Origin of the sequence: Gordonia hydrophobica NBRC 16057 (assembly GCF_001592365.1) — a bacterium.
Taxonomy (GTDB): domain Bacteria; phylum Actinomycetota; class Actinomycetes; order Mycobacteriales; family Mycobacteriaceae; genus Gordonia; species Gordonia hydrophobica.
This window is the reverse complement of the sequence record NZ_BCWU01000002.1, coordinates 481,251-495,675: the sequence shown is the minus strand read 5'-3', so window position 1 is coordinate 495,675 and position 14,425 is coordinate 481,251. Positions and strand designations below refer to the sequence as shown.

Here is a 14,425-nt window from a genome sequence, read left to right as displayed (position 1 = left end):
CGGCACAGCCCCCACTGTTGGCCCGCATCATCGTCACTGCGATGGGCCAGCCCGGCAGTGTTAATTGGGCGATCGTCGACAGCAGTTTCACGCTTAAGAACGCGGATCTCTGCGGATCCGAGTCGCCGACATCCTCACCGCACTCGAAGCCGAATAGATGTTAGCTTCTCCGGAGCGGCTGGTTCCCTGGGTTAGTACAGTAGCGGTGTCTCGCAGTTTGAACCGTCCTGGTCCGGTCGGAGACCTGGATTAGGCCACCTCGGGTGTCGAGGGGACGGTCTGACGGTAGCGCGCCTCATGCTCGGTCGGCGAGGTGTAGCCGATCGACGAGTGCAGACGCGCGGTGTTGTACCAGTGCACCGAGGCCGCGGTCTCACGCTCGACCTCGGCCCGGCCGGTCCAGGACCGTGATCGTTCGACGTCGATCAGCTCGGTCTTGTACAAGCCGATCGTCGATTCCATCAGCGCGTTGTCGAGCGCATCGCCTACGGAGCCGATCGACCCGGTGATCCCGGCCTCGCGGAGCTCGGTGGAGAACGCTATCGACGTGTACTGACTACCGGCATCGCTGCGATGCACCAAACCTGTTGGGGCGAGGGTGAATTCACCTCTGCGGCGGGTGAAGAGGGCTTGCTCGACGACGCTGGTCGCCAACGGGGTGTGCTTGCTCGACATGACCCGCCACCCCAGGATCCGGCGAGAGAAGGCGTCGACGAGGAACGCGACGTAGACGAAGCCGACGAGGGTCCACACGTAGGTGAAGTCGGCCACCCACAATTTGATCGGGCGCAGTCGGTCGGTTCCATTGCCGCTCAACATGATCGGGGAATTTCGGTGCTCGATCATCGCGGTGGGTGGTGACGGTGCGATGCGCGCCGCGAACGGCGCCGGAGATCCCGCACACGGCCATCAGTCGGGCCACTTGATCGCGACCCATCGCATGGCCGGCGTGCCACATCGCGCGCCAGAGCTTCCGAACCCCGTAGACACGGCGGTTCCGCTCGTAGACCCCGAACACTGCGTTGGCGGCGTAGGTTTCGGCCAGGACTGCTCCGGAGACCGTGCCGACCTTCTTGCGTGCGTAGTACGTGGACTCCGGCGATCGCCATGCCGTGCTCGGTGAGCACGCGGCAGATCGGGTCGACCCCGAACCGTTCCCGATGCTCGTCGATGTACTCGACGAGCACCGCAGTCGGCGGTCGACCTCCGCCGCCGTGAAAAACGTTGACGCAGTCTTCAAAATATCGTTGGCCCTTCGCAATTCAGCATTCTCCTCCCGGAGGGCGTTCAGCTTAGCCGAGACCGACGAGCCCGATTCTGCATCGCCCGACGCCCCCTGCTGCTTCGTCGGCGTCGATCCAGTTGCGGAGAGTGGCGGGGTTGATGTCGAGGAGAGAGCCGACATGCCGACGGGCACCCAACTTGGACTCGCCGTCGTTCTCTTTCAATCGGTCGTCGTACATCCGGACGGCCCGCTCACGGGTCTCCTGGTCGAACTTGCGTGGTGCTGCCATGATCGCATTCTCCTGGTGCGTTCACGGTTTCCACCAGACCCAGGACGGTTCAGTGGTGTCGCGGGCGGATCTGCAGATCTGCCGGTCTGGCCGGGTGCTCGCGAACGAGTGCATTCACCTTCACGGTGGTGTCGGCGTAACTGAAGAGCATCAAGTGGGACATTTGTCGAGTCGATTGGTATCGATCGGGTTGCAGCTCGGTGGTGCGGATGTGCACCTGGCTGCGTTGGCGGACTCAGTCGATGCGCATCAGGAGGTGCTGACCGGACTCGGGTGATCACACGCAGTCGCGCGTTATCTCTCTCGTCGCCCACGCAACAGCTCCCGTTATCCGACGACGTCCTCGCGGTGCGCCTCATAGAGCGTGCGCATCGAGGCGTTGGCGCGCGCTGTCTGTTCCAGTGCCTCGAGGAATGCTTCGAGCTCACCGCCGGGGATGGCCACCAGGCTGAGGTCGTCGTCGATATCGGTGAAGGTGCGCATTCCGATGCAGCCGAACGACATGCTCGGACTGTTCGTCGCGACGGCGCGGGGAAGCGCTGCGCAGCCGGGGCGGCCGGTCACGTCGGCGGATGTGGCGGTCCATCTCGCGGTGCCGCTCGCCTCGTTGAAGAGCATCGCGTGAGCGAGATCGACCCACGCCAACACCAGATCGGGCGCGGTCGTCGCTTGGGCGAGCGGGCCGTACACGATTCCTGCGGACGGAGTGGCGAGGTGGGGGATGGCGGCGGCTTCGGAGAGCTCCAGGTACTGCGCATCGCACATCGACTGGACCAGTCCGCCGAGCTCGTCGGTCACGGTGGCGGGTAGATCGAATCCCATCACCAGTGATCCGATGGGGCAGTTGAAGTGGTCGTGTGCGGCGGCGTAGAAAGTCTCCGTCTCCGCGCGTCGCCAGAAGGTGCAGGCTGACGGCGCCGCGACGGTGACCGCTGCCAGATCGGCGGGCTTCTGGTCGACGAAGGTCAATGCGACGGGTGGATGGCGGAGTGCCAACAGTTCGGACAGTCGGTGCGACGGGTGCTCGATCATGATCGCCTTTCGTGACACGGAGCAGGCACGCGTGCGCGCGCCAGTAGGAGATCCGGTCCCGATAGATGAGATCAGTTATTGGGAATCATTGTCAATAAGGTGCAGGTGATTGCGGAGTCGGCCGCGCCGATCAGGCGGCGATCGTCACGGCCGTGCCGACCCTGGTCCAGCGGTAGAGTTCGGCCATCATCGGGCCGGGCACGTGGATGCAGCCCTGCGAGCCCTCGGTCTTGTACTGCTGCAGGTCTCCGTACGGGAAGCGTTGCCATGGTGAATCGTGGAAGCCGATGTCGCCGAAGAACGGGAGCCAGAAGTGGACGTGGATTCGGTAGCCGGGCCCTTCGAGGTAGCGGGCGGTCTCGTGGCTGACGATGCGCCAGCTCCCGAGTGGCGTTCCGTGGCCGGTGGCTGATCTGCCGGTGGTCACCGGCGACGTCGCGACGGACCGGCCGTCATCGCAGAGCCAGAGGTGTTGACGCGACACGCTCACCAGCACACGTTTGCGCGCCTCGTCTACCGGACAGGGAGACGGCGCGTCGCCGGCGGCCGGTGCGGACGGCCGCGGCGCAGCCTGCGTAGACCCCATGGCGGGTTGGTCGATTGTGATGATCCGGGCGGTGAGCGCGACGGTGACGACGAGGACTGCTGCGGCAAGTGCGACGGTCCAGGCGTATCCGCGCATAGCTCACCTCTCGTTCATAACGACTATCATTGTCAATACCAGGCGAGTCTACGCGCGCGGACGGGTGCGCGGCGGCGCGAGAAGTTCACGGATCTGGGTGCGGTGTCATCGGCAGTCGAGCAGGGTGGACACCATGACTATCCCGAATCCGCTGGAACAACTCGCGATTGACGACTTGCGACAGCGGACGAGCATGAAATGGCGCGCGCATCCCGGCGACGTCCTGCCGCTGTGGGTTGCCGAGATGGACGTCCCGCTCGCGGAGCCGATCACTGCGGCGCTGACCGAGGCCGTCGGACGCGGTGATACCGGATATTCGGGCCGAGGCGTCGACTATGCGGAGGCGCTCGCGGGATTCGCCGCCCGTCGGTGGGGGTGGGACGGTCTGGAGGTGGGGCGAACGGCGATCGTGCCGGACGTGATGATGGGGATCGTCGAAGTCCTGAAACTGGTGACCGAGCCCGGCGACACCGTCGTGGTGAACGCTCCGGTGTATCCGCCGTTCTACGCCTTCGCCACGCATGCCGACCGGGTTGTCGTCGAGGCGCCGCTGACCGCGGGCCGCATCGACCTCGAGGCGTTGGCGGCCGTCTTCGCCGCGGCTCGAGAGCGCGGGCGCCGCGTCGCTTACCTGCTGTGTAATCCGCACAACCCGACCGGGGCGGTGCACACGCGACGGGAGCTGGAGGCGGTCGCCGCCCTGGCCGCCGAGCACCGCGTTCGGGTGATTGCGGACGAGATCCACGCGCCGCTGATCCTGGATGGCGCGTCGTTCACTCCGTATCTGAGTGTGGACGGCGCAGACGACGCGTTCTCGTTGATCTCCGCGTCCAAGGCATGGAATCTGGCCGGACTGAAGGCTGCGCTGGCGATCGCCGGCCCCGCCGCAGCCGGCGACCTGGAACGCATGCCGGAAGAGGTGAGCCACGGTCCGAGCCACTTCGGCGTCCTCTCCCACACCGCAGCGTTCGCCGACGGCGGGGAGTGGCTCGACGCACTGCTCGTCGGACTGACTGAGAACCGAGACCTGTTGGGGCAGTTGCTCGCCACCCATCTGCCCGACGTGCGGTACGCGCCTCCCCAGGGGACGTACCTCGCGTGGTTGGACTGTCGGCCGCTCGGCTTCGAGGACGCTGAGGGAACCGACGGGCCGGGGATCGTCAGCGAGTTGGCCGGTCCAGCAAAGGCGTTCCTCGAGCACTCGCGCGTCGCGCTCAGTTCCGGGCACGTGTTCGGTTCGGGTGGATCAGGACATGTGCGTCTGAACTTCGCGACGTCGAAGGCGATCCTGACCGAGGCGGTGACCCGGATGGGAACCCTCGAGCGCACGCTTCGGTGATCGTCGCACTCCTCCACCGCAGGTCCACCCGCGTATCGTGCATGACATGGTTGCCCGGACTACGCCATGATCGAGGGCCTCGAGCGTGCGACGCGAGTCCTCGCCCTCTTCTCCTCCGACGTCCCCGAATGGACCGTGAGTGATGTCTGTCGCGAACTGAACCTGCCGAAGACGACGGTGTGGGAGTACATGCAGTCGATGACCGCGTTGGGTCTGCTTCGGCGTACCGCGCGCGGTCGGTACCGCCTCGGATGGCGCGCATTCCAACTCGGCTTGCGGGCGCGGATGACGTCGGAGATCTCGGGTCCTGCGCGCGTGGAGATGGCGAAGCTGGTCGAAGAGTACAGCGAGACTGTTCAACTGGTGTCGCGGTATCGGGGTGAGGTGGTCTATCTGGAGAAGATCTCGCCACGTTCCGGCGTCCACGTCAATGTGACCCAGGTGGGGGAGCGGCTTCCCGCGAACTGCACGGCGGCGGGGAAGGCGTTGTTAGCAGCGCTTCCGCCCGGCGAGGTGCGGAAGATATATGCCGATGTGGAAATGCAGCGCCTCACGGAGAATTCGATCGGATCACTGGCGGCGCTCGACGAAGAATTGAGTGCGGTCAAAGAACGCGGTTATGCGCTCGATGTGGAAGAGACCGTCGAAGGAATGTGCTGCATCGCTGCACCGGTCAGCAATGAATACGGCGATGTCACCTGGGCTCTGAGCATGAGCTTCCTCGAATATCGACTGGCAACGCAGGGCGAAATGTATGCGCAGGCCGTCGTCGACGCCGCGCAGCGTCTGTGCCATCCGACAGAGCGGTTTCGCGCAGGCCGCTGAGCATCCTTCGATAGCTCTTCGTGCTGCCTTGGCGACCGCCGAGGTCTTCTGTTTGTGCAGGTCAGATCCGTGAAGATCTCGTTGTTCGGACCAGCCGAACAACGGTTTGCCGCCGCCGTGTGAGGCGAGTTACATTTCCGTTCACAGAAAGTGCTCTCGCACCGGAAGTCACAATCTCTCGACTAAGACGCCGACTTTCTTCGGCAGCGAGAGGGTGCGTGTGAACCAATCCATCATGGTCACAATCGGCTCTCGCATAATCAGGACACGGAGTTGCCTCGATGATGAATACAAAGAATAAGACAGGTCGCCGGGTCGGTATCGATATCGGTGGGACGTTCACCGATCTCTTCGTCACGGAAGCCGATGGTGCGGCCAGCATCTATAAGTCTCCGACGACGCCTCACGACCCATCCGAAGGCCTGCTGAACGGCCTGACAAAAGCGGCCGACGCCGTCGGAGAATCACTCGAAGAGTTCCTCGGCGGGGTCACGACGATCGTTCACGGCACCACCATCGCCACCAACGCGGTCCTGACCCGGCAAGGCGCGAAGACCGGCTTCATCACCACGCGCGGATTCCGCGATCTGTTGAACATGCGCCGCGGCATCCGCGACAGGCAGAACGATTCGAAGTACGCCCCGCCGGTTCCGCTGGTGCCCCGCGACCTCATCGCCACCGTGCGCGAACGCATCGATGTGTCCGGCAACGAACTCATCCCGCTGCACGAAGCGGACGTTCGGGAGGCCGCGCAACTGTTCAAGGAGCAGGGGGTCGAAGCTGTCGCGGTCTCGTACCTCTGGTCGTTCCTTGATCCCGCACACGAACAGCGGACCGCGCAGATCCTCCGTGAGGAACTGCCGGGCACCTTCATCACCCTGTCCAGCGACGTTCTGCCCCAGATCCGCGCCTACGAACGTCACAGCACCACGGTCCTCAATGCTTTCGTGGGTCCGAAGCTGCAGAACTACCTCGCCAACATCAAGCGTCAGTTGGCCGATCGGGGCTTCGACGGCACCTTGCTGATCGTCCAGTCCAACGGCGGTGTGATGTCTCCGGAGATCGCCAGTGAGATGGCGGTCAACGCCCTGATGTCGGGCCCGGCGGCAGCCCCTGAAGCGGCACTCCAGTACGCCCGACGCCACGGCTCGGAGGACGTCATCACCGTGGACATGGGCGGCACCAGCTTCGACGTGGCGCTGGTTCGGGGCGGCGACCCCCTCCTGACCAGCGACAGCGAGATCGGCGGATACCGCGTGGCGCTGCCGATGCTCGATATTCATACGGTGGGCGCCGGCGGCGGCTCGCTGGTGTGGGTGGACTCCGGAGGCATCCTCCGGGTGGGCCCGCAGAGCGCCACCGCCACGCCCGGTCCGGCCTGCTACGGCCGCGGCGGGGAGAACCCCACGACCACCGACGCCGACCTGCTCATGGGCTACCTGAACCCGGACCTGTTCGGTGACGGCGCCTTCACCCTCGACGTCGACGCCGCACGTCGTGCGGTGCAGGAGAAGGTCGCCACCCCGCTCGGCCTGTCCGTCCCCGAGGCCGTCGAAGGCATCTACCGAGTGGTCAATGCGGCGATGGCCGAGGCCGTCAACGCCGTCTCGGTCAAGCGCGGTTTCGACCCCCGCGAGTTCACCCTCGTCGTGGCAGGTGGAGCCGGACCGATTCACGCGGTGCCGATCGCCCAGGAACTGGGCATCAGCCGGATCATCGTGCCCCGCGAGTCGTCGGTGTTCTGCGCGGTGGGCACGCTGCTCACTGACCTGAAGCACATGTACGCCCGAACCTTCGTCGCCGAGGTCGACGCGGTCGACCTCGGGAAGGTCAGCGAGGTGTACCGCGAGATGCGTGACGAAGCCGTGGTGGCCCTGCGGTCGGAGAACGTCGAACCGGAGGCGATCGAGCTCGTCTTCACCGCCGACCTGCGCTACGTGGGGCAGTTCGAGGAGATCGAGATCCCGCTGGCGTTCGAGCAGGAACTGAGCCCGACGACACTCAAGCAGCTCGTCTCCGACTTCGAGGAGAAGCACGAGGCGCTCAACGGCTACTCGATGCCGGGCGAGGGGACGGAGATCATCAACCTGCGGGTCACGGCGCTAGGACGCACGATGAAGGCCGCCCTCGCCGAAGAGGAATCCGCCGGCGCGGACCCCGCTGCCGCGCACAAGGGAACCCGCGAGGCCGTCTTCTCAGGCACGGCGCGGATGACGGACATCTACGACGGCCTGGCCCTGCGCCGCGACAACCGCGTCGTCGGTCCCGCCATCATCGAACAACCGACCACCACCGTCGTCCTCATCGAGGGATACACCCTCACCGTCGACGCCCAAGGTTCCTACGTCATCGAACCGGCCAACTGACCGGCCTGAAAGGAGAATTCAGATGACTCGAGCAGCCAAGACCGACCCCATCCTCGTTGCGGTGATCGGCAACGCACTGGACGGAATCACCCGCGAGATCGGCCAGACCATGCTGCGGACGTCGCGCTCCCCGATCTTCGTGGAAGCGCGCGACTTCGCCACCTCCATCTTCAGCGCGGACTGCCGTCTGCTGGCACAGACGCATTACATCCCCGTCATCGGCGGTGCCACGCCGTACGCTCAGCGCGCGATTGTGGAGTTCTTCGGCGATGATGTGCACGACGGCGACGTGTTCATTCACAACGACCCGTTCAACGGGGGCTCTCATCTGCCCGACATCACGATCACCCGGCCGGTGTTCTGGGACGGCGAACTCGTCTTCTGGGCGATGACCAAGGGACACAACGCCGATGTCGGCGGTGGCGGCGTGGTGGGCTTCAACCCGGGCGCCCGTGACGTTCAAGAAGAAGGCATCTTGATCCCGCCGGTCCGGATCGTCGATCGCGGCACGCTGCGGCGGGACGCCTGGGAGCTGATCCTGAGCAACGTGCGCATGCGGTCGCTGGTGGAGAGCGTCCTCAACTGTCAGATCGGTGCCACGGCGATCGGCGAACGTCGATTGCATGCGCTCCTGGAGAAGTACGGCACGCAGACGGTCGGTGCTGCCGCCGACGAACTGCTGGCGGCCAGCGCGCGCCAGGTGCGAGCCGAGATCGCTGCGATTCCCGATGGGGAGTACCAGGCGGAGACCGTGCTCGACAACGACGGCATCGACCGGGACCGGTCGTACCGCGTGGGGCTGACCGTCCGGGTCGACGGCGAGCACCTGACCTTCGATTTCAGCGAGAGCGACCCGCAGGCGCAGGGGTTCATCAACAGCCCGATCGCCAACACGGTGGCCGCCGCTCACCTGGCGCTGTTCGGTGCCATCGACCCCGACATCCGCTACAACAGCGGCGCCTTCGAGCCGGTCGAGGTCATCGCACCGGCGGGATCGCTGGTCAATCCGGAGGCACCGGCACCGGTGGCAGCGTGCACCGTTCCCACCTGTGAGGCGATCGCGGCCGCAGTGTGGATCGCGCTGTCGCAGGCCATCCCGAGCCGCGCTCACGCCGGATGGGCCCGCTGGTGCACCCCGGCGACCATGGGAGTGAACCCGCGGACCGGCCGGCCGTTCGGCGACCTGCACTTCCTCGGCAAGGGCGGAAGCGGTGCCACCGAAGGATTCGACGGCTGGGACCACCTGTCGCCGTCGAACACCCTCGGTGGGCTGCGCACCCCGGACCCGGAACTGCACGAGCTGGACACCCCCTATGTCCTCGAGGAACTCGAGTACCTCCCGGACAGCGCGGGCGGCGGTCAGTGGCGCGGCGGGCTGGGCGTCCGCTACCGGTGGACGGTGCGGGCCGACAACATCGCGTGCGCGACGTACGGCAGCGGATTCATGCCCGAGACCGCACCACTCGGGCTGCTCGGCGGGCAACCCGGCATTGTGCAGAGTCTGAGTCTGACGCGCGGGGACGACGCACCCGTCTCGATCGAGACCAATGCGTTCTACACGCTCAACGACGGTGATGTGTTCGAGGTCGTCGCCAGCGGCGGCGGCGGGTTCGGCGATCCGCACCTGCGCGACGCCGAACTGGTGCTGCGCGATGTGCGTGAGGAAGTGGTGTCCGTCGACGCCGCACGCACCGTCTACGGCGTCGCCATCGACCCCGAGACACTACAGATTCGGACGGACGAGACGCAGGCTCTGCGCGCTGCGGCGCACTGACCGCGGGACGTCCCACACCAGTCAACAGCTAAGGAGTAATCATGGCCAAGACCGTGTTCGCGGTGGCGGCAAGCCACGCGCCCGGCCTGATCGGCATGCTCGACCAGGCGCCTGCCGAGTCTCAGGCGATGGTCTCGTCCGCGTACGGATCGATCGCCAAGCAGATTCGAGACACCGAACTCGACGTCATCATCATGGTGGCCAACGACCACATGGCCAACAACCGGATCCGCGAGTATCCCGACTTCGTCGTCGGCATGGCGCCGGAGCATCGTGGCCCGGCCGAGTTCTTCAAGGACTGGCTCGGTTGCGGAGAATACCGAGTTCCCGGTCGCCCAGACGTCGCCGAGGCGCTGTTCAACGGGTTGAACCGTCGTGGCACCCGGGTCACCGCGACGCGCGAGAACCTCAACTTCGACGACAACGTCTCGGTTCCCGTGGTCAAGACCGAGATCGAGGCCAGCGGAGTCCCGATCATCCCGATCCTCCAGAACGTCACCGTTCCACCGATCCCGGATCAGTACGCGTGCTACGAGATCGGCCGCCAGCTCGCCGACGTCATCGAGAACGACCTCCCCGATGACCTCCGCGTGGGCCTGTTCGCCACCGGCGGACTGAGCCACGAACCCGGCGGGGTGCGCGACTTCTGGATCGACGAGGACTTCGATCGCTGGTTCCTCGGTCTGCTCGGCAACGGCGACCACGAGAAGGTCCTGGCCGAGGTCACCCTGGAACGCCTCGACGAGGCGGGGATCAGCGGCACCGGCGAGCTGCTCAGCTGGATCCTGGTGATGGGAGCGATCGGTGAACGATACTGCGACGTCCTGGGATACACCGCGTGGGACCAGTGGCGCTGCGGGATCGGTGCCGTCAGCTGGGATATGACCACGACCCAGGTCGCACGGTAGGGAAGGAGTACGCCATGAGTCTGGAGAACATCAATCGCGCTCTCGTGTCCCATGATCTGGTGCAGGACCTCAAGTGGAACGCCGATCTGCGCCGGGAGTTCGAGGACGACCAAGCAGCCGTCCTGGACCGCTACGACCTGACGCCGGCCGAACGCCAGGCCATCGAGGAGCGGGATTTCCGAACCTTGTACGACCTGGGGTTCCATCCCTATCTCGGCGCCCAGTTCGCGCGGATTCTGTTCGCCAACAACAAGTCCGGCGCTACCAGCGCCGTGCAGATGCTGTTGGCGTCGATCCGCGGGGAATCCTCGCCTCAGACCCCGGGAACGGGACCGCGATGACCTCGTCGCCGCGTGGGCACGTCGTCCATCGTCTGCCCGCCGGGCCCGGCAGCGTTCGGGTGGGTGTCATCGACCCGGCCGCTCCGCCGGTACTCACCGTGGACCCCGGCGACGAAGTCGAGCTGTCCACCTGGGGGCACTGGGGCAATCAGGTGACACCGGACACCGTGATGGACGATTTCCCCCGGATCAAGGAGGGATTTCCCGACGCCCTCGGCCCGCACTCGTTGACCGGGCCGATCCACGTCCGCGGAGCTCAGCCCGGCGATGCGCTGGTGGTCGACGTCCTCGAGCTGGTCCCGGCGGCACACGGGTTCAACCTGGTGGTGGCACACCCGAGAGGGCGAGGGGTCCTGAAAGAACGGTTCCCCGCCGGCGCCATCCGGCATTTCGCGCTGGACCGCGAGTCGATGACGACGACGCTCGGCGAGCACGTGCGCGTCCCCTTGAAACCGTTCCTCGGGATCATGGGCGTCGCGCCTGCCGAGGACGGGCCGCGCAGCACCGTCGAGCCGGGGCCGTTCGGCGGCAACATGGATCTGTCGGCACTGGTGGTGGGCAGTCGTCTACGGCTTCCGGTGTTCCGCGACGGCGCGGGCTTCTATTGCGGCGACGGTCATGCGGTCCAAGGTGACGGCGAGGTGAATCAGACCGCCATCGAGACCGGTATGGATCACGTGCGGCTTCGCTTCACGATCGAACGCGGCGCGGGCCTGCGCACACCGCGCGTGGAGACCGACCGGCACCTCGTGTCGACCGGATTCGGTCAGACGTTGGAGGACGCCGCGCACGATGCTGTCGACGACCTGGTGAATTGGTTGGTCGACGACGGACTCAGCGCCGATGAGGCCTACAGCCTCTGCTCGATCGCAGCGGACGTGCGGGTGACCCAGATGGTCAACAACGTCGTGGGCGTCCATACCGTCATCGAGAAGTTGACCCGATCCCAGGCCTGACCCCGTCGAGGGGCGCCGATCTGCGACGGCTGCGCCACCAGCCGTCGCTCCCTGAAGTGAGAGGAATTCAGATGACCATCACCGACGTTCCCGACTACCGCACCGACGAGTTCTTCGGCCTGGCGGACGAGTGGGTGCGGACCGACGCCGACGAGATCACCCACTATCACGAGTTGGGCGAGGGCACTCCCATCCTGTTCTTGCACGGCTCCGGCACCGGGGTCACCGCGGCCGCGAACTGGTGGATGAATCTGCCTGCCATCGCCGAGTACGGACGCTGCATCGCGATCGACTCCATCGGTTACGGCCAGACCGTGGTGGCACCCGGCACCGAGTATGGGATTCGGGAGTGGGTGAAGCACGCGGTGCGCGTGTTGGACGCACTGGGTATCGAGAAGACGTGGATCGTGGGCAACTCCATCGGCGGATGGGTTGCGATGCAACTCGCCATCGATTTCCCCGACCGGCTGCTGGGCATCGTCTCCATGGGCACCGGCGGCGCCCAGCGGACCGCGGCGCTGGCCGGGCATTCTCGGCCAGAACTGTCCGAGGCCGGGATCCGACGCACACTCGAGCAGTTCGTGGTGGACACCGCGCTCATCACCGACGATCTGGTGAGCCTGCGGTATCGAGCAGCGTTGAACGACACGGCGTCCGAGCGGTTGACCGAGGTCGTGGCCGCCCGCGATCGAGATCGCGTTGCCTTGCCGCTGGACTTCGACGTCCTGTCGACGTTGGACATCCCCGTCCTCCTCATTCACGGCACTCAGGACGTCGTCATTCCGGTGTCTCGGACATGGGATCTGCTGACGACGATCCCGAACGCCGATGCGCACATCTTCAGCCAGTGCGGGCACTGGTCCCAGATCGAGCGCGCCGACGAATTCAATGAAGTGGTCGGTCGTTATCTGGCCAGACACGCCTTCGACGGCCGACGGTAGTCGCCGAGCGGTGAGAAAAGTGTCGTCGCGTTGGTCCCCACGACCGATGCGACGACACTTTTCTGGTCGGCCGCTCCGTTTGTGTCAGTGCACCGCCCGCCGGGCCCAGTCCTGTCAGCCGATGAGGGCGGCATATCCCCGGTCGGTCGTCCGATGCTCGGCCGGGGCGAGACCCGCTAGTCGCGGGTCGTCGGCGACGGCCTTCTCGAGAACATTCATGTGGCGGGTGAGCTCGTACTGCAGCTCCACGAGAGCGTCCTCCGCAAGGCCGGTCCGGTCTGGGGTGCCGTGGGCGGCGCCAACCCGAGCTGCCTGAGCCCGAGCTGAGTGAACCCGAGCGATGGCGGCGTTGGCTCGGGCCGACTGGTCTCGGATGATGCGCCGCGGGAACCAGTAGCTGGTCGCATAGGTCACGGCCAGCGCTGCCAGCGCGCCGATGATGGTGTCGAGGAAGCGGTCGGAGACCAACTGACCGTACGAGATGGCGCCGCCGTCGCTGGTCTCGATGGCGATGAGCGCCATCGGCGTGATGAAGACCAGCGCGAGCGCGTAGTTGAGCTGAAACGCAAGGAACTGCCCGATGAGGCATGCGATGACGACGGCGACTCCGCCCCACGGTGTGGGGTCCAGCAGTGCGACGAGACCGACGACGCCGACGCCCAGCAGCGTTCCCACGGTGCGGTGCGCGGCGCGTCGGGTTGAGGTGCGTCGGTCCATCCACTGATTGATGATGATGGTTCCGGTGATGATGGCCCAGTACGGGTGACCGATACCGCAGAGTTCGCTGACGATGCCCGCGATGCCTGCGGCCAACGCCATCCGCCATGTGGTGAACCACTCGATGGAATGCCGGTTGAACGCTCGGCGCACGAGGTAGCGCACCGGCGGGCGCCGGAAGACGTCCGTGATCGGCTCACGGGTGTCGGCCGACGGGTCGGGGGCGGTCCCCGCATGACGGGCGACGGTGCGGCGCCACTGATCGGTGATCGAGGTGAGGTCGTCGTGAAGACGATGGAAGTGATCGCCGTGATCGGCAGGCCAGGCCGACCGCAGGGTGAGCCCAGCGGTGTTCACCGCGTCGGTGGCGAGGTCTCGGGCGGTGCGTGCGGCAGCGGGGTCGTCGCTGAGGGTGCGACCGTATGCCGCGACAGCCTTGTCTGCCGTGATGATGGCACGGTGCTCGGGTCCGCGCCGCGGAAACATCGCTGGAATCGCCATGAGCAGTGTGGCAAGAGTGGAGGCGAAAGCGGTGACTCCCACCAGCTTCCATCCCAGACTCGGGTGGGCGCCGAAGAAGCTCCCCACGACGCCTGCGTAGAACAGCATCACCGGGCTGGGACCGCGGGTGAGCATGAAGACGAAGTAGATCATGCCGGAGACGAGGATGATCCCGATGCTCGCGGGGACGATCGCCCAGCGGTGGGCTGCGACCAGAACGCCGACGGACATCGTTGCCACCAGACCTGCGGTGACGATCACTCCGTGGCGCAGTCGTGCCCACAGCGGTCGACCGTTCTCCCAGTAGGTGGTGAGCCCGCCGAGCATGCCGATCAGGCCGAGCTGCGGCGTGAAGATGAGGCAGCAGGCCAGGACGACGATCACCGAGATCGCGGCCGATCGTGCGGCCGGCGTCAACGTGCCCGGAGTGTGGCGGGGAGCGAAGAAGTCCCACACCGCCAGAGCGGCGCGCTTACTCGGATGGACAGACGTCATGGGGCTCCCGCATTAAATGAATTACTACTTCATA

Annotated in this window: 11 protein-coding genes, 1 pseudogene and 1 other annotated feature; of the genes and pseudogenes, 8 read left to right on the top strand and 4 right to left on the bottom strand. The window is 65.8% G+C overall.

The annotated features are described in order from the left end of the window. Positions 1-249: 249 nt before the first annotated feature. From GH2_RS05805 to GH2_RS05790, 3 genes and pseudogenes are all read right to left on the bottom strand, one after another. A pseudogene (locus GH2_RS05805) lies at positions 250-1,514 on the bottom strand (IS3 family transposase). Continuing rightward, positions 1,097-1,226: a sequence feature (AL1L pseudoknot), on the bottom strand. Its footprint overlaps the pseudogene before it by 130 nt. A 327-nt stretch (positions 1,515-1,841) precedes the next feature. After that, a complete protein-coding gene (locus tag GH2_RS05795) occupies positions 1,842-2,546 on the bottom strand; it encodes a DUF169 domain-containing protein (protein WP_066164221.1) in 705 nt (234 codons plus the stop codon). Positions 2,547-2,676: 130 nt separating this feature from the next. Further along, a complete protein-coding gene (locus GH2_RS05790) occupies positions 2,677-3,228 on the bottom strand; it encodes a L,D-transpeptidase (RefSeq protein WP_066164220.1) in 552 nt (183 codons plus the stop codon). Between the two features lie 133 nt (positions 3,229-3,361). Here GH2_RS05790 and GH2_RS05785 point away from each other — a divergent pair, with 133 nt between their 5' ends. The 8 genes from GH2_RS05785 to GH2_RS05750 all read left to right on the top strand — a co-directional run bounded on the left by GH2_RS05785 (position 3,362) and on the right by GH2_RS05750 (position 12,678). Continuing rightward, entirely contained in the window at positions 3,362-4,567 is a 1,206-nt protein-coding gene (locus GH2_RS05785) for a MalY/PatB family protein (RefSeq protein WP_066164375.1), read from the top strand. Positions 4,568-4,633: 66 nt separating this feature from the next. After that, a complete protein-coding gene (locus GH2_RS05780; RefSeq protein WP_066164218.1) occupies positions 4,634-5,392 on the top strand; it encodes an IclR family transcriptional regulator domain-containing protein in 759 nt (252 codons plus the stop codon). Between the two features lie 281 nt (positions 5,393-5,673). Then, positions 5,674-7,758 carry a hydantoinase/oxoprolinase family protein gene (locus GH2_RS05775; RefSeq protein WP_157086013.1) on the top strand — a complete coding sequence of 695 codons (2,085 nt, stop codon included), beginning with the start codon at positions 5,674-5,676 and terminating at the stop codon, positions 7,756-7,758. A 22-nt stretch (positions 7,759-7,780) separates the two neighbouring features. Beyond that, the gene (locus tag GH2_RS05770; protein ID WP_066164212.1) at positions 7,781-9,532 is read left to right on the top strand and encodes a hydantoinase B/oxoprolinase family protein; all 1,752 of its coding nucleotides are present in this window, start codon (positions 7,781-7,783) and stop codon (positions 9,530-9,532) included. A gap of 41 nt (positions 9,533-9,573) precedes the next feature. Then, positions 9,574-10,440 carry a DODA-type extradiol aromatic ring-opening family dioxygenase gene (locus GH2_RS05765; protein WP_066164209.1) on the top strand — a complete coding sequence of 289 codons (867 nt, stop codon included), beginning with the start codon at positions 9,574-9,576 and terminating at the stop codon, positions 10,438-10,440. 14 nt (positions 10,441-10,454) lie between these two features. Beyond that, complete coding sequence (locus GH2_RS05760) at positions 10,455-10,781, top strand: hypothetical protein (RefSeq protein WP_066164206.1); 327 nt, start codon at positions 10,455-10,457, stop codon at positions 10,779-10,781. Beyond that, positions 10,778-11,737, top strand: a complete 960-nt coding sequence (locus tag GH2_RS05755) for an acetamidase/formamidase family protein (protein WP_066164203.1) — start codon at positions 10,778-10,780, stop codon at positions 11,735-11,737. The genes GH2_RS05760 and GH2_RS05755 overlap by 4 nt, the downstream gene beginning before the upstream one ends. Positions 11,738-11,808: 71 nt before the next feature. Beyond that, complete coding sequence (locus GH2_RS05750; RefSeq protein ID WP_066164200.1) at positions 11,809-12,678, top strand: alpha/beta fold hydrolase; 870 nt, start codon at positions 11,809-11,811, stop codon at positions 12,676-12,678. Positions 12,679-12,792: 114 nt separating this feature from the next. On the opposite strand, the gene GH2_RS21570 is transcribed toward GH2_RS05750, so the two are convergent. Next, positions 12,793-14,391 (bottom strand): FUSC family protein, encoded by a 1,599-nt coding sequence (locus GH2_RS21570; protein ID WP_066164197.1) that lies wholly within the window; start codon positions 14,389-14,391, stop codon positions 12,793-12,795. Between the last annotated feature and the right edge of the window lie 34 nt (positions 14,392-14,425).